Annotated in this window: 5 protein-coding genes; 2 read left to right on the top strand and 3 right to left on the bottom strand. The window is 69.3% G+C overall.

The features are described 5' to 3' along the window. Window positions 1-113: 113 nt before the first annotated feature. Together ACIBAF_RS06835 and ACIBAF_RS06830 are read right to left on the bottom strand one after the other, a co-directional pair. Window positions 114-2,081, bottom strand: a complete 1,968-nt coding sequence (locus ACIBAF_RS06835) for a tachylectin-related carbohydrate-binding protein (protein WP_399462057.1) — start codon at window positions 2,079-2,081, stop codon at window positions 114-116. Between the two features lie 229 nt (window positions 2,082-2,310). Continuing rightward, window positions 2,311-4,281: a tachylectin-related carbohydrate-binding protein gene (locus tag ACIBAF_RS06830; protein WP_399462056.1), complete on the bottom strand. Its 1,971-nt coding sequence runs from the start codon at window positions 4,279-4,281 to the stop codon at window positions 2,311-2,313. Window positions 4,282-4,707: 426 nt separating this feature from the next. On the opposite strand from ACIBAF_RS06830, the gene ACIBAF_RS06825 reads away from it, so the two are divergent. After that, complete coding sequence (locus tag ACIBAF_RS06825; RefSeq protein WP_399462054.1) at window positions 4,708-14,289, top strand: polymorphic toxin-type HINT domain-containing protein; 9,582 nt, start codon at window positions 4,708-4,710, stop codon at window positions 14,287-14,289. Then, window positions 14,286-14,843, top strand: coding sequence for a hypothetical protein (locus ACIBAF_RS06820; protein ID WP_399462053.1), 558 nt, complete (start codon window positions 14,286-14,288; stop codon window positions 14,841-14,843). The genes ACIBAF_RS06825 and ACIBAF_RS06820 overlap by 4 nt, the downstream gene beginning before the upstream one ends. Here the strand turns inward: ACIBAF_RS06820 and ACIBAF_RS06815 are convergent. After that, window positions 14,820-15,674 carry a MerR family transcriptional regulator gene (locus tag ACIBAF_RS06815; protein WP_399462052.1) on the bottom strand — a complete coding sequence of 285 codons (855 nt, stop codon included), beginning with the start codon at window positions 15,672-15,674 and terminating at the stop codon, window positions 14,820-14,822. The genes ACIBAF_RS06820 and ACIBAF_RS06815 overlap by 24 nt on opposite strands. Window positions 15,675-15,691: the final 17 nt, after the last annotated feature.

Here is a 15,691-nt window from a genome sequence, read left to right as displayed (position 1 = left end):
CCTGCCTGCCCCGTTTCCGTGCCCACAGGACGGAAGGAAGCAGGGCAGAACGGGCGGAGGTGGAGGCGGGGGCCTGCCGACCGGCGGGCCGCCAGGCCTCCTTTACGGTGTGATCACTTGGCCGGCGGGGCGGGCAGCTCGCTGCCCTGGAAGTCCGGCGCGTCGGCCTCGGCGCGCAGGGCGCTGAGCGAAGAGGTCTGCTGGACCTGGTAGATGCGGGTCTGGTTGTCGGCGGTACGGAAGGTGTAGGCCCAGGTCGGGCCGGTGGCGTTGGTGTAGGTGAAGGCGGTCGGCTCGGTGGCCGAGGCTTCGAAGCTCACCTGCTGCCAGGCGCGCCAGGCGCCGCTGCCCTGGGTGGTCTCCCCGGTGTTGTGGATGGAGCCGTCCGTGCCGCGGACGACGATCTCGGTGAGGCCGGTCAGCGGGGAGATGACGGCGCTGGGGGAGCCCTGCGCGGTGATCCCGGCGATGGTGTCCCACGTCCCGTACGCACCGCCCTCGGCGGACTGGGCGGTGGTGACCACGTTGCCGCCCGCGTCCGTGGCGAAGACGCGTATGCGGTAGCCGGGGTAGACGACGACCGACGGGGCGCCGGCGATGGCCTGGGCGCCGACGGCGGTCCATGCCGAGAGGGCGCCGTCCTCCTTGAAGAGGGCGGTGGAGAGGGTGCCGTCGGTCTTTCTGCCGAAGAGCTGGATGCCGTCGCGCACGGTCACGGCGGTGAGGGGGCCGGTGAAGCCGGTGCCGGAGAGCGGCATCCAGCCCATGAAGTCGACGTTGGCGCGCTGCTGGATGCGATACCAGGGCTTGCCGCTCGCGTCGAGGGCGAACTGGGTCATGAGACCGGCGGGGGTCTTGCCGGTGACCGCATGCTGCTGCATGGCGCCGGCCAGGTCGATCCAGTTGCCCCAGTCGGCACTGCTCACGGCGGTCTGGTTGCGCTGCCAGACGCTGCCGGAGGTGTTGTGGGCGGTGACGACGACGCGGCCGTCGGTGTGCTGGGAGAGCGAGGGCCGGCCGGTGAAGGCCTCCTGTCCGGAGATCACCGTCCACTGGGCGCCGTTGATGTCGGCCGGGTCGGTGCGGCCGTGGACCAGGCGGCCGATGTTGTCGGTGTAGGCGAGCTCCAGCTTGCCGTCGGAGGCCTGCATGACGGAGTTGGGGGTGTACGACTCCAGCGGCACGGGCGTCGCCGCGGGCGTGTGGTTGACGTTGAGCCTGCAGATGTCGGGCGCCGCCGAGACCGAGACGTAGCCGGCCCAACCGGACGCCTCGACCTGCTTGTTGTAGACGGCCCAGTCGCGGATGTCCTCGTCGAAGCGGTAGTACGTGACCGCGCCGCCGCCCTTGACGCGGAACAGCGTGTCACCGCCGTACGACGGCATGAACTTGGTGTCGCTCCAGTCGGCGGCGGACTCCAGCACATGGCGCTCGATCCAGCGCTGGCTGGTGTAGTCGTAGCGCGAGCGGTAGAGCTTGCCGTCGGTCGCGTCACGACCGTAGACGACGCCGCGGTCGCCCGCGTAGATGGCGTCGTAGTTCCAGCCCTTGTCGACGATCTTGCCGCTGCCCTCGACGAACGCGTCGGCGGTCGCGTCGTAGCGGTACCACCGCAGGTCGTTGGTGGCGCCGGAGAGCGTCCACAGGTAGCCGCCGCGGTCGATGGTGATGTCGTCGATCCGGTCGGCGGCCCTGAACTGGGCGAAGCTGGAGCTGATCTTCCGGTGGTGGACGTCCCAGGTGTTGCTGGAGCTGATCCGGTGGCTGTAGTACAGCCCGTCCGACTTGATGCCGTAGAAGGTCGCTCCAGGGCCGGCGAGCATATGGCCGTAGCCGGTCCAGGTGGTGTCGATGGTGCTGCCGGCGGGCAGGGCGTTGCCGACCGCCGGGTCCGGCATGTCGGTTCTGTTGAGCTTGCCGGCGGAGTCAAGCGTGTATGTGACCCCGTTGGATCCGCAGGTCAGTGATACGGCGGCCGCTGCGGGAGCGGAGGGCAGCGCGCCGGTCAGCGGAAGGGCGGTCGCCAGGGCCGCGGCCAGAGCAGTGGCGGAGATCAGTGCGCGAGGTGAAATCCGGTTCATGACATGGACGTTAAGCGTCCGACGGTGAACGCTGCCGTTTCAATCAGGTGAACAAACATCTTCAATAAGGATCTTGGAGGTGAACTGATGGACTCAACTGGCCATACGTTCATGACTAGTTGACGGAACAGTCCCTGACGCCGGTGCCCGGTGAACGGCAGGTGAGGGCCCGGGGAGGTGGGCTGCCCCTCCCCGGACGCGGTGATCACATGCGTCGCGCCAGATGGTGTCAGTCAGCCGTGGGCAGGCTGAGTCCGGTGAAGTCCGGGGCCTCCTGCGCGGCCTTCAGCGTGGAGAGGGCCGCGCTTTGCTGGACCGCGTAGAACCGGGTCTGGTTGTCCGCGGTGCGGAAGGAGTACGCCCAGGTCGGGCCGGTGGCGTTGGTGTAGGTGACGGCCGTGGGCTCAGTGGCGGAGGTCTCGAAGCTGGACTGCTGCCAGGCGCGCCACACTCCGCTGCCCTGGGTGGTCTCCCCGGTGTTGTGGATGTAGCCGTCCGAGCCGCGGACGACGATCTCGGTCAGGCCGGTCAGCGGGGAGATCACGGCGCTGGGGGAGCCCTGGGCGGTCAGCCCGGCGACCTGCGTCCAGCCGCTGTACGCTCCGCCTTCGACGGACTGGGAGGCAGTGACGACGTCGCCGTTCGCGTCGGTCGCGAAGAGGCGGATGCGGTAACCGGGGTAGACCACGGCGGACGGGGTGCCGGAGACGGCCTGCGCGCCGAGCGACGTCCAACTGGACAGCGTGCCGTCCGCCTTGAACAGCGCGGTGCTCAGGACGCCGGAGGCATTCCTGCCGAACAGCTGGAGGCCGTCCCGCACCGTCACGGCCGTGAAGGGACCGGAGAAGCCGGTGCCGGACAGCGGCAGCCAGCCCAGGAAGTCGCCGTTGGCCGCGGTCTGCAGGCGGTACCAGGGTGCGCCGTTCGCGTCGGCCGCGAACTGCACCAGCTGCCCGGAGGGCAGCTTCGCGGTGGTGGCATGCTGCTGCATCGCTCCGGCCTGGTCGTTCCAGGCCGCCCAGTCCGCACTGGACTTGGCGAGCTGGTTGCGCTGCCAGATGCTGCCCGAGGTGTTGTGCGCGGTGACCGAGACGCGTCCGTCCGCCTGCTCGACGAGCGACGGCTGACCGGTGAAGGCCTCGTTGCCGGAGATGGTGGTCCACTGCACGCCGTTGACGTCGGACGGGTCGGCCATGCGTCCGTGGACGAGCCGTCCGATGTTGTCGGTGTAGGCGAACTCGACGGACCCGGTGGAGGACTGCATCACCGAGCTCCGGCTGTACGACTCGAGTGGGATGGCGGGGGACGCGGGCGTGTGGCGTGCGACGGTGCCGCAGTTGTCCGGTGCGCCCGAGACGCTGAGCAGGTTCTGCCAGCCGGAGGTGCCGATCTCGACCCGGTTCACCGGCCAGGTCCTGGTGTTCTCGTCGAACCGGTAGTAGAGCAGTTGGCCGGTGGAGCTGTGGACCGCCATCAGGGTGTCGCCGCCGTTGGACGTGATGCTCTTGAACTGGTGCCAGTCGCTGGAACTGACCAGCACATGGCGCTCGATCCAGCGCTGGCTCGTGCTGTCGAAGCGGGAGCGGTAGAGCTTGCCGTCCGACGCGGCACGGCCGTAGATCACACCGTCGTCTGCGGCGGTGATCAGGTCGTAGCGGTTCCAGCCCGTGTCATGGAGGAAACTCGTGTCGGCCGGCGTCCAGGCGCCGCCCGAGCCGTCGTACCTGTACGAGTAGAGGCTGCCGTTGTCGAGCAGCACCCACATGCGTCCGGAGCGGTCCACGGTCACCTGGTTGCGGTCCGCGGCATCGGCGAGCCAACCGAACGCGGTCGTGATCTTCCGAGGACTCACCGCCCAGGCACCGGTGCTGACGTCACGCCGGCCGTACCAGGTGCCGTCCGACTTGAGCAGGTAGAACTTGCCGTCCGGGCCGGAGATGACCAGCGGATAGTTGTTCCAGCTGGAGCCGATCGTGGTGGGGCTGAGGTATCCGCCGGCGCCGTTGACGGGCGACTTGAGCTTGTACTCCAGCAGGGAGCCGGCGCTGTTCACGCCGTACGTCGGGCCGTTGGCCCTGCAGGTCGCGGCATCGGCGGCGTGCGCCGTGCCCGGCGCGGCGACGAGCAGCGGCAGTGCCGCCGCCGCGGCGGCCGCCATGGCCGTGAGGCGAGCGGATCTGCCGCGCGAGAAGAAGGTCATGGTGCGTCCTTTCAGAGGGGGTGTCAGCGGGCCGCGCTCGGGGTTCGTGCCCACCCTCTGGAAAGGGAGGTCGACTCTGCGGTGTGGAGTTAATGCCATGTGGATTCGTCGTGTCCTTCCGTCGAACAAGGCGCCCCGGGGCAGCCTGTTTCGTGGCTTCCGGCGGAAGCCCCCCTGTGCGCTCGAACCGTAAGTGGCGGTCAGGAAGCCTACGTTCGGCGCCGAGGGGAGATGATCACGATGAGATAACGCTCAGATGAATGAACTGGGCAAAGAGTCGACAAAGGATCCGACGACCCGTCAGGCTCCCCTCTGATCGTTCTTTCGTCCTGGGGGGGGGCCGTGCCGACGTACCGGACACTCGCGCGCAGGTTCTTGGTGTCAAGACTTCTGCGTTCAGGTTGGGGCAAGGCCGTCGCACTCGCCGTGACAACGGTCATCGCCGTCGGTTCGCTCGCCATCGCGGGGGCGGGGATCCCCCTCTTCCCGGGAGAGCCGGCCGCCGCCGAGGGCCCCGGCCAGCGCTGGGGCAGTGCCGAGGGGCTCAGCCACTTAGCGGGGGGTGCGCGCAACGACGACGCGCCGCGGTCCCTGCGCGCCAAGTACCCGCTGAAGAGCCCGCCCGCCGCCCGGCCCACGGTCCGCAAAAACGCGGTTGAAGTCACCGCGCCGGCCCCCGCGCAGGTCAAGGGCTTCGACCGCAGCACGAGCAAGGAGATCGTCTCGGAGCGGGACGCCCGCAGCCGCACGTACGCGAACGAGGACGGCACCCGCACCAGCGAGATCTCCACCGACCCGATCAACTACCAGGACGCCCGCGGGGTCTGGCGGCCCATCGACAGCGCACTGGTCGAGCAGCAGGGCGGCTGGGCGAACGCCGCCGACTCCGTGGACCTGCGCCTGGCCGGCCGCGCCGACGCCGCACAGCTCGCCTCCGTGACCCTGCCGTCCGGTGAGTCCTTCGGCTACGGGCTGAGCGGCGCCGCCTCCGTGGCGGGCGCCGCGGACGGCGCCCGCGTCGCTTACGAGCAGGTGCTCCCCGGCGCCGACCTCTGGCTCGACTCGCAGGCCGGCGGGGTCAAGGAGACCCTCGTCCTGAAGTCCGCCACCGCCCCGAACAGCTTCGTCTTCCCGCTCCATCTCAAGGGCCTCACCGCCCAGGCCGACGGCGGATCGATTCTGCTGACCGACGCCAAGGGCCGCACCCGCGCCGTCATTCCGGCCGGGTTCATGGAGGACGCAGCCCGCGCCGTCTCGCACGCCGTCACCTACGAACTCGTCCAGCGGCAGGGCGGCGGCCAGGCGCTGAAGGTCACCGCCGACCGGGACTGGCTCGCCGACCCGGCCCGTGCCTACCCCGTCCGCATCGACCCCTCCGTCGACACTGCCTCCGCCTCCACCTCCATGACGGTCCGCAGCGGCGGTTCCGTCGTCGGCTCCAGCGAACTGCAGGTCGGCAAGGGCCCGGACGGCGCCTCCGCCGCCTACCTCGGCTTCCCCGGCCTCGACGAGGAGCTCAGATACCACCAGATCTTCGGTGTGCAGCTCCAGGTCGTGAACTTCGACTCGGCCTCCTGCAAGCCGCGTTCCGTCTCCGTCCACCCGGTGACCGGGTCGTGGACCGCCGGCACCGGCACCGCCTACCCCGGCCCCTCCGTCGGCGGCGCCCTCGCCTCGAAGTCCTTCGCCTACGGCCACATAGGCTTCGGCCAGTCGACGTCCGCCTGCCCCACCGCCGGTGAGCTCTTCGACCTCGGCAAGGGCGGCCGCGACCTGGTGCAGCGCTGGGTCAACGGCGCCCAGGCCAACTACGGCCTGTCCCTGCGGGCCTCGGCCACCGACTCGCTCGCGTTCAAGAAGTTCACCGGCCACGCCACGGCCAACCCGCCCAAGCTGTACGTCACGCACTCCCCGTACAACGCGTCCTACGGCTTCCCCAAGCCCGTCCCCGACCCGCCGGTGCTGCAGAACCAGGCCGGAAAGGTCAAGGTCGCCGTCACCAACAAGGGCGCCCAGACCTGGACGCCGTCCACCTACTACCTCGCCTACCGCGCCTACGACAAGAAGGGCAAGCTGGTCACGCAGCAGCGTGCGGGCAGCCTCACCGGCAACGTGGCCCACGGCGCCAAGGCGACGGTCGACGCCACCATCAAGGCGCTCCCGCCCGGCGTCTACATGCTCGACTTCACGATGGTGCGCCAGGGCGGCACGGTCTTCACGGACGAACAGGTGCCGCCGGGCCGCCTGACCATCCAGGTCTTCGACATCGCACCGGTGGTCAAGGAGCAGTTCCCGCCCAACGGCTACCAGGCCCAGACGCTGACCCCGCAGCTGTGGGCGGCCGGCACCGACATCGACGCGCCGCCCGGCTCCACGCTCCAGTACAAGTTCGAGATCTGCGAGTCCGACAAGGCCGGCAAGCCGATCGCCTGCACTGCCTCCGCCTATCAGACGAGCTCCGCCTACCCGGTCCCGTCCGGCCGGCTGAAGTGGGGCAAGACCTATCTGTGGCGCGGCTTCGTCAAGGACGCGTCCAACGAGGTGCCCACCCAACAGGTCGCGCTGGTCGCCGCCGTTCCGCAGCCCGAGATCACCTCGCGGCTCTCCGGCGCGCAGGGCAAGGAGTTCGACCCGGGCGTCGGCAACTTCACCTCCAGCGCGACCGACGCGTCCCTTGCCGGCGTCGGTCCCGACCTGACGCTCATCCGCACGTACAACAGCCTCGACCCGCGGCGTGACCTCGCCTTCGGCGCCAGCTGGACGACCCGCTTCGACATGCGGCTCACGCCGGACGACGACGGCAGCGGCAACGTCGTCATCCGCTACCCCGACGGCCAGGACGTCCGCTTCGGCAAGAACACGGACGGGACGTACGCCCCACCGCCCGGCCGCTTCGCCAAGCTGGCCTTCGACTCCACGGCCAACACCTACACGCTGCAGGACAAGTCGGGTACGACGTACGACTTCAGCACGACCGGCCTCCTGGCCAAGATCACCGACGCGTACTCCAACTCGGTCACCTACACCTACAGTGCGGGCAAGCTCGCGACCGCGACGAACAACCGCACCTCCCGCTCGCTGACCTTCACCTGGACCGGCGCGCACATCACCAGGGTCCAGACCGGCGCCGTCGACGGCGCCCCGCTGGCCTGGACGTACAGCTACACCGGCGATCTGCTGGACAAGGTCTGCGACCCGCTGAACGGCTGCACCCAGTACGCCTACGGCGCCGGCAGCCACTACGCCACCACCGTGCTCGACTCCCGCCCCGAGTCCTACTGGCGCCTGGGCGAGGAGGAGGGCACCGCGGCCAACAGCGCCAACGAGGCCAACCTCGGCAAGGACCGCGGAACCTACCAGAACGTCACCCTGAAGGCGGCCGGCGCGATCACCGGCGACCCCGGCACCGCCGCGACCTTCGACGGCGCCGCCTCACGCGTCGACCTGCCCGCCGGCACGCTGAAGAAGAGCCGCGACGCGTCGGTCGAGGTGTGGTTCAAGACGATCGCCGGCGGCGTCGGCGGCCCGCTCGTCGGCTACCAGGACAAGGCCTGGGGCACCACGCCCGGCACCGGCGTCCCGATGCTGTACGTCGGCACCGACGGAAAGCTCCGCGGCCAGTTCTGGACCGGCACGGCCGGGCCGATCACCGACATCACCAAGAACGTCAACGACGGCCAGTGGCACCACGCGGTGCTGTCGATGTCCGGCTCTGCCCAGAGCCTCTATCTGGACGGCAAGCTCTCCGGGACCCTCACGGGCAAGCAGCCGCTGCAGACCAACCTCACCTACAACCAGATCGGCGCCGCCCACGCCACCAGCCCCGCCTCCTGGCCGGGCTGGGGCCCCACCGCCGCCCAGTCCTTCGCGGGCGCCATCGACGACGTCGCCGTCTACCACCGCCCGCTGGGCTCCGCGGCCGTCACCGCCCACTACCGCGAGGGCGGCCGCAGCGCCGACGTCCTGACGAAGACGACGCTGCCCAGCGGCCGCATCGCCTCCGAGGTCCAGTACGACGCCACCCGCGACCGCGTCCAGGAGTACACCGACCGCAACGGCGGCACCTGGGAGATCGGCACGCCCGCGGTCTTCGGCAACGACAAGGACCTGCGCCGCACCGTCGAGGTGCGCGACCCGATGGACGCCCCGTACTTCTACGAGTACGACGGGTTGTCGTCGCGGCTGCTGCGCTACGGCGAGCCGATGGCGCTGGGCGCCCGGGAGTCCGTCACCGAGGCCCCCTCCCCGTCGCCGACCGACCCCGGCGAGGTCTGCACCCAGCCCGACCCGGGCGACCCGGCCTTCTGCACCAATCCGCCCGGTCGCGGCGGTGAGGGGCCGGACTTCATCCGGTACCCGGTCGACGGTGTCGCCATCCGCTCCTTCGCGTACGACGACAACGGCTTCCAGACCGGCATCACCAGCGAGAACGGTGAGAAGGTCACCCTCGGCTACGACGACCGCGGCAACGTGACCAGCCGGACGACCTGCCGTTCGGCCGGCGACTGCCAGACCTCGTACACCACCTACCCGACGCCGGCCGGCGACTTCGACCTGCGGGGCGACCAGCCGGCCGAGACCCGCGACGGCCGTTCGACCGGCCCCACCGACAACCGCTTCCTCACCAAGTACACGTACAACACCAGCGGTGCGCTGCTCACCCAGACGGCGCCCGACGGCGGCACGGCCAGGAACACGTACACGACCGGCGCCGAGCCGGCCGTCGGCGGCGGCAACACACCCACCGGCCTGCCGCTCACCACGGCCGACCCGCGCGGCAAGATCACCCGCTACCAGTACTACAAGAACGGCGACCTGGCCTGGGTGACCGATCCGTCCGGCAGCGTCACCAAGTACACGTACGACGCGCTGGGCCGCAAGCTCGCCGAGACCGTCGTCACGGACGCCCAGCCGGCCGGCACGACGTCCGCCTTCACCTACGACAAGCTCTCCCGGGTCCACACCCTCACCGACCCGGCGGCGACCAACGCCGTCACCTCCGGCAAGCACCAGCGGCGGACCACCACGGACTACGACGCCGACGGCAACGTGGTGCGCACCGAGATCAGCGACCTGCTGGGCGGCGACGCCGCACGCGTGATGACCTTCGACCTCGACGACCACGGCCGCCCGGAACGGGTCAGCGACGCCGAGGGCAACGAGACGACGTACACCTACGACGTCTTCGGCAACAAGACCTCGATGGTGGACGCGGGCGGCAACCACTACGACTACGTCTACACCGCGCGCAACATGATGGCCGAGACCAGGCTGCGCGACTGGGACGACGACGGCGGCGACGACAGCTACACCGTCCTGCAGTCGTACGCCTACGACATGGGCGGCCGGCTGGCCCGGCACACGGACTCGATGGGCCGCTCGCTGCTGTACCAGTACTACGGCGACGACCTGGTCAAGTCGATCACGCTCAAGGACTTCCACAACCCCGACGGCACCAAGCGCGACATCGTCGTGGAGTCCAACACCTACGACGGCGCCGGCAACGTCCTGACCGAGACGAGCGGCAACGGCAAGCTCGTCACCGCGTACACCTACGACCCGGTCGGCCGGGTGAAGTCCGAGGTCATGGACCCCGACGGACTCGCGCGGCGCACGACGTACACCTACGACCTCGCCGGCAACGTGCTGACGACGGCCTCCAGCGGCTCCCCCTCCAACGTCCCCTGGCCGGTGAGCGTCAGCGGCGACTCCGTCCGCTACGAGTACGACGACGCGGGCAACGTCCTCCACGAGACGGTCGAGAACGGCGCCGACTCGCGAACCACCGACTACGCCTATGACGACCGCGGTCTCACCACCGTCAAGACGGACCCGGCGGGCAACAAGACCGAGTACGGATACGACGAGCTGGGCCGGGCGGTCTCCGTCACCGCGCCCGCCGTCCGGACCGAGTCCGGCGGCGGCACGCCCGCCACCTCCCGGCCGACCACCTTCACCGGTTACGACACCTTCGGCGCGGTCACCGAGTCGGTCGACGCCCTCGGCAACGTCAACCGCACCGCCTACGACCGGCTGGGCCGCGCCGTCACCGGGACCGCGCCCTCCTACACGGCGCCGGGCTCCACCGAGACCGTCGCCCCGACGGTCACCAACACGTACGACGCGCTCGGCAACGTCACCGAGAGCACCGACCCGCTCGGCCGCGTGACCAAGTTCCAGTACGACCGCCAGAACCGGCTCACCGTGAAGGACGTGCCCGTCGGCACGGGCGACGAGCGGGGTCAGTGGAAGTACACGTACACCCGCACCGGCGAGGTGCTGACCGTCACGGACCCGAACGGCGCCCGCGCCGAGACGACCTACGACGACCTGGACCGCCCGGTCACCACCACCCAGATCGAGCGCAAGCCGCAGCCGGGCGCCTTCACCGCCCGCAGCGAGTACGACGACGCGGGCAACGTGGTGAAGCAGACCTCGCCGAGCGGCGCCGTCAGCAATTACACCTACGACAGCCTCAGCCAGCTGACCAGGCTGCAGGAGCCGAGCGGCGCCGCCACCCTGCTCGGCTACGACGCCTCGGGCCGCGAGGTGCGCCACACCGACGGCATGGGCCGCACCTCGGCGAAGATCTACGACCAGCTCGGCCAGCTCGTCCAGGACCAGGACCTGGACACGGTCAACAACCAGCTGCGCAAGGTGAGTTACACCTACGACAAGGCGGGCAACCTGGTCACGTCGACCAACCCGCTGAACCGCACGACGACGTACGCGTACGACGCCCTCAACCGGCTGACCAGCCAGACCGAGCCGGTCTCCGACACCAAGTCCATCACCACGTCCTTCGGCTACGACGCGCTCGGCAACCGCACCCGCTACACGGACGGCCGCGGGAACTCGACGATCTACACCGTCAACACGCTCGGCCTCGCCGAGTCGGTGATCGAGCCGGCGACCGACCGCGACCCGTCCCCGGCAGCCCGTACCTGGACGACCGCGTACGACGCCGACGGCCAGCCCGTGAAGCTCACCGCGCCGGGCAACGTGGTCCGCGAACGCGAGTACGACAAGGCAGGGCAGCGGGTCCGGGAGACCGCTACGGGCGCCGACGTGGCGACCCCCGAGAAGCGGTTCCAGTACGACCCGGCGGGCCGGCTGGTCGAGGCCTCCTCCCCGAAGGGCGACGACACCTACGAGTACGACGACCGGGGCTCCCTGCTGAAGGCGACCGGCCCGTCCGGCGACGCGACGTACGCCTACGACAGCGACGGCCTGCTCACCAGCCGCACCGACGCGGCCGGCACCGCCGGCTTCAGCTACGCCAAGCAGCAGCTGACCTCGGCGACCGACCCGCTGACCGGTGTGCGGCAGAGCTACACCTACGACGGCGCGGGCGCGATCAAGAAGGTCGACTACGGCGCGGGCCAGTCCCGCAGCTTCACCTACGACGACCTGGGCCGGCTCGACACCGACACGCTGAAGAACAGCGCCGGCCAGACGATGGCCTCGACCGACTACGGCTACGACACCGACGACCGGCTGGCGTCCAAGACCACGGTCGGCACCGCCAAGGCCGGGACCAACACCTACGGTTACGACCAGGCCGGCCGCCTCACCTCCTGGACGGCCGACGGCACGACCACGGCGTACGGCTGGGACGACAGCGGCAACCGGGTGAAGAACGGCAGCAAGACCGCCGCCTTCGACGAGCGCAACCGGCTGCTGTCCGACGGCGACTACACCTACGACTACACGTCACGCGGGACGCTCGCGTCGCGCACCAGCTCCGGTCTGAAGGAGGACTTCACCTTCGACGCCTTCGACCGGCTGGTGAAGGCGGGCGAGTCCGGAACGCAGTACACGTACGACTCGCTGGACCGGATAGCGGACCGCAACGGCGCGGACTTCTCCTACGCGGGCTTCGCACCCGACCCGGTCAAGGACCAGAACGCCACGTACGGTCGCGGCGCGGCGGACGAGCTCCAGTCGATCGCGGACAACGGCGGCACGGCCCAGCTGACGCTGGAGGACAAGCACGGCGACATCGTCGGCAGCATGTCCCCGACGAACGGCGCGGCGCCCGCCCTGGGCGAGTCCACGGCCTTCGACCCGTTCGGCCAGGTGCTCGGCACCGCCGACATGGACGGCAACGTGGGTTACCAGGGCGACTGGACCGACCCGGACACCGACCAGGTCAACATGCAGTCCCGCTGGTACGACCCGGGAACCGGAGCCTTCGACTCCCAGGACTCGTACAACTACAGCTCCGGCGCCTCGATCCTGGCCAACCGCTACACCTACGGCGCCGGCGCCCCGCTGGACTACACCGACCCGGACGGCCACTGGCCGAGCTGCGGCTGGTGCAAGAAGGCCGCGAGCTGGACGAGCAAGAAGATCCACCAGGGTGTCAACTACGTCTCCAAGACGGCCCAGTCGGTCTGGCACGGCGTGCAGTGGGCGTGGAACAACCCGGGGGCGGCGTTCAAGCTGGCTCTGAGCTACGTCGGCAAGGCCGCCAGCTGGGTCTACCGGAAGTCGGGTCTGAAGACGGTCGTCGACGCCACCGTCAACGCCGTCAAGTGGGTGGGCCAGAAGACGGGCATCACCGAATGGGCCCGTGAGAAGGCGAGACAGGCCGCCAGGGCGGCTTACCAGGCCAAGGTCTACGTCACGAAGAAGGCCAGACAGGCGGCCTCGTACGCGGCGCAGCACAACCCGATCCCGGCGATCCTCGCGGCCACCAAGCCGCTGATCGCCGTCGGCAGGGCGATCGTCACGGCCGACCCGAACCTTCCGGCGATCCTCGTCGGCGCGGCCGTCCAGGTGGTCGCCGATGCCGCCAAGGCCGCGGACGCCATCCGCGACGAGGTCGTCAAGCAGGTCGGCAGCGTCGTGGAGACCGTCTCGGACGCGGTCGACTGGGGCGAGGTCTGGGACGGCGTCAAGACGGTCGGCAACATCGTCGGCGACGTCACCGGCTTCAACGACATCAAGAACTGCGTCACCACCGGCGACATGGAGTCCTGCGCCTGGGCGGCGGCGACCGTGGGCGGCATCGTCCTCGGCGGCGCCGGCGCGGCGGCGGTCCGGGCGGCGAAGGCCGGACGGATGGCGGCGAAGGCGGCGAAGTACGCGGACGAGATCGCGAAGGCGGCGAAGAAGGGGAAGAAGATCCTCGACGAGGCCGAGTCGGTGGGGGAATGCGTCTCCACCGCCAGGGACGTGGCCTCTCTCGCCAGCGCCAACAGCTTCGTACCCGGTACCGAAGTCGTGATGGCCGACGGCAGTCGCCGACCGATCGAGAAGGTCGAGGAGGGCGACGAGGTCCTCGCCACCGACCCGACGACCGGTAAGACCTCCAAGCAGAAGGTCACCGACACGATCGAGGGCAAGGGCGAGAAGCACCTCGTCAAGCTCACCATCGACACGGACGGCGACAAGGGCGACGCCACCGACACGATCACCGCGACCGAGGGCCACCCCTTCTGGGCGCCGGAGCTGAAGAAGTGGCTGAAGGCCGGGGAACTGAAGCCGGGTCAATGGCTGCAGACCGGCTCGGGTACGTGGGTCCAGGTCGACGCGGTCAGCGCCTGGACGCAGCAGGCAGCGGTCTACAACCTGACGGTCGACACGGCGCACACGTACTACGTGGCGGCGGGCGGGACGTCGACGCTCGTTCACAACTGTAAGCTCAGCTACGGCGAAGCCTCGGAGAAGGCGAACCGGGCACTGGCCGACAAGCTCGACGAAATGCATTCGACCATGTCTCGCTCCAAGATTCGCGAATTCGCGATGGGGTCTGCCGCTGTCGACCGGAAAACCGGGAACGTGGCAGTCGGCATGAAGAGGACCGGAGACGGGGCTTTCTGTGCGGAAGACATGTGCCGAGCCGATCTTGTCGCCAGAGGCGCCAACCCGGAAGACATCGTCTACAGTGTGCCGCTTCGCCCGTTGAAGCGAACCCCTGCCCCTGTGTGTCAGCGCTGCGAGGGTCGAACCACTCGCGATCAGTTCGCTCCTGGAACTGAATGGGAGAGTGATCTGGAGTGAAAACGTCCGAAGAGTGGGATTGGGAATCCCTTACCACCCTGAGTGTTCCTTCGAGTCACCTTCGACAGCACCTCGGGCGACTGCTCGGGAAGGATGCGGAGGAGCGCAGACGCGCAGGCGGGCTGCTCTACTGCGAGGTCGCCAATCAGGGGCAGCTGTACAGCGCCGCTGCCCCGTGCGTCGACGTCATCGCGGAGCACGTGGAGTCCGGAGGGGGTTTCAGTTCCGACTCCGTCGCCTTGCTTGAATCGATCCTCAACGCAAGGTCCCCGGGACTCCAGGTAAGCGTTGGCGGAGTCATGGTGGACGTTGCCGAGTACTGCAGGAAAAGAATCCTCGATCTCCTCCCGGAGATTCTCCGGGAGGCCGACGGCGAGGACATCGAACTCTTCCGGGAGGTCTGCTTCCTGATTCCCCAGTTGGCCGACTCGTCGCCTGAAGTGATTGAGTTCCTCGATCTCTCGATCTCGCGATATGAAGGCGATGTGCGGCGCGCCTCCACTGAGGCTCTGGAAGAGGCCCGGGAAGTGCTACGCGACGGGCATATGCCTTAACCGCGGTTGATCAGGCCCGGTCACCGGCGCCTGTAGTTCCGTCACCCAGTCGTCGCGGTTCTCGGGGCACTCCAAGCCGAACTCGCGGGGGTATCCGGTCGACTGGTAGCCGTTGGCGTCGATCCAGCGGGCCAGGGTCTGGGCGGTGGGGAGGACGGTGTCCATCGAGCCGCGGTGCACGATGGTCGCCGCCCGGCCGAGGGACGGCAGGTCGAAGATCCGGAAGGCGCCCTCCTGGAGAGGGGCGGAGACCTGGAGGGCGGCGTGGACGCTGATCCTGCCACCGCCCTCCGGGGCGTCCTCATAGGAGGCCACACCGCGGCCCGTGGGGGTGATGCCTGCCTCCTCCAGGCGCCGGCACAGCTCGTCGTAGAGCGGCCCGATGACCGGGCCGATGTCCTCGGGCTCGAAACTCGCAGCGGTCGCGGTCAGCTCCGCCACCCGAACGGCAGGGACGCTCTTGACGACGACGTCGTTCGTGGGCATGTGCCCCTCGCTCTCGATCGCTCGGAGCCTCGCCTCGACCTGGACCAGCCGGGCTCCCGCGGCAGCCATCGCGGTCTCCAGTTCGGCCCGCCGCAGCCGCAGCATGCCGCGCAGCTCCTCGGCGCTGACCTTCTCGTCCACGATGTCCTGGACCTGCTGGAGGGTGAAGCCGAGGTCCTTGAGCGCGATGATCCGGTTGAGGCGGGCGAGCTGGGCTGCGGTGTAGTAGCGGTAGCCGCTGGCGGGATCGACGTGGGCCGGGTGCAGCAGTCCGGTCGCGTCGTAGTGACGCAGCATCCGGATCGAGACGCGGCCGTGCCGGGCGAATTCTCCGATGGTGAACATGATGTCTCCGAGCTGAC

Source organism: Streptomyces sp. NPDC051677 (assembly GCF_044453465.1).
Lineage (GTDB): Bacteria > Actinomycetota > Actinomycetes > Streptomycetales > Streptomycetaceae > Streptomyces.
This window is presented reverse-complemented; position numbering and strand designations above follow the sequence as displayed.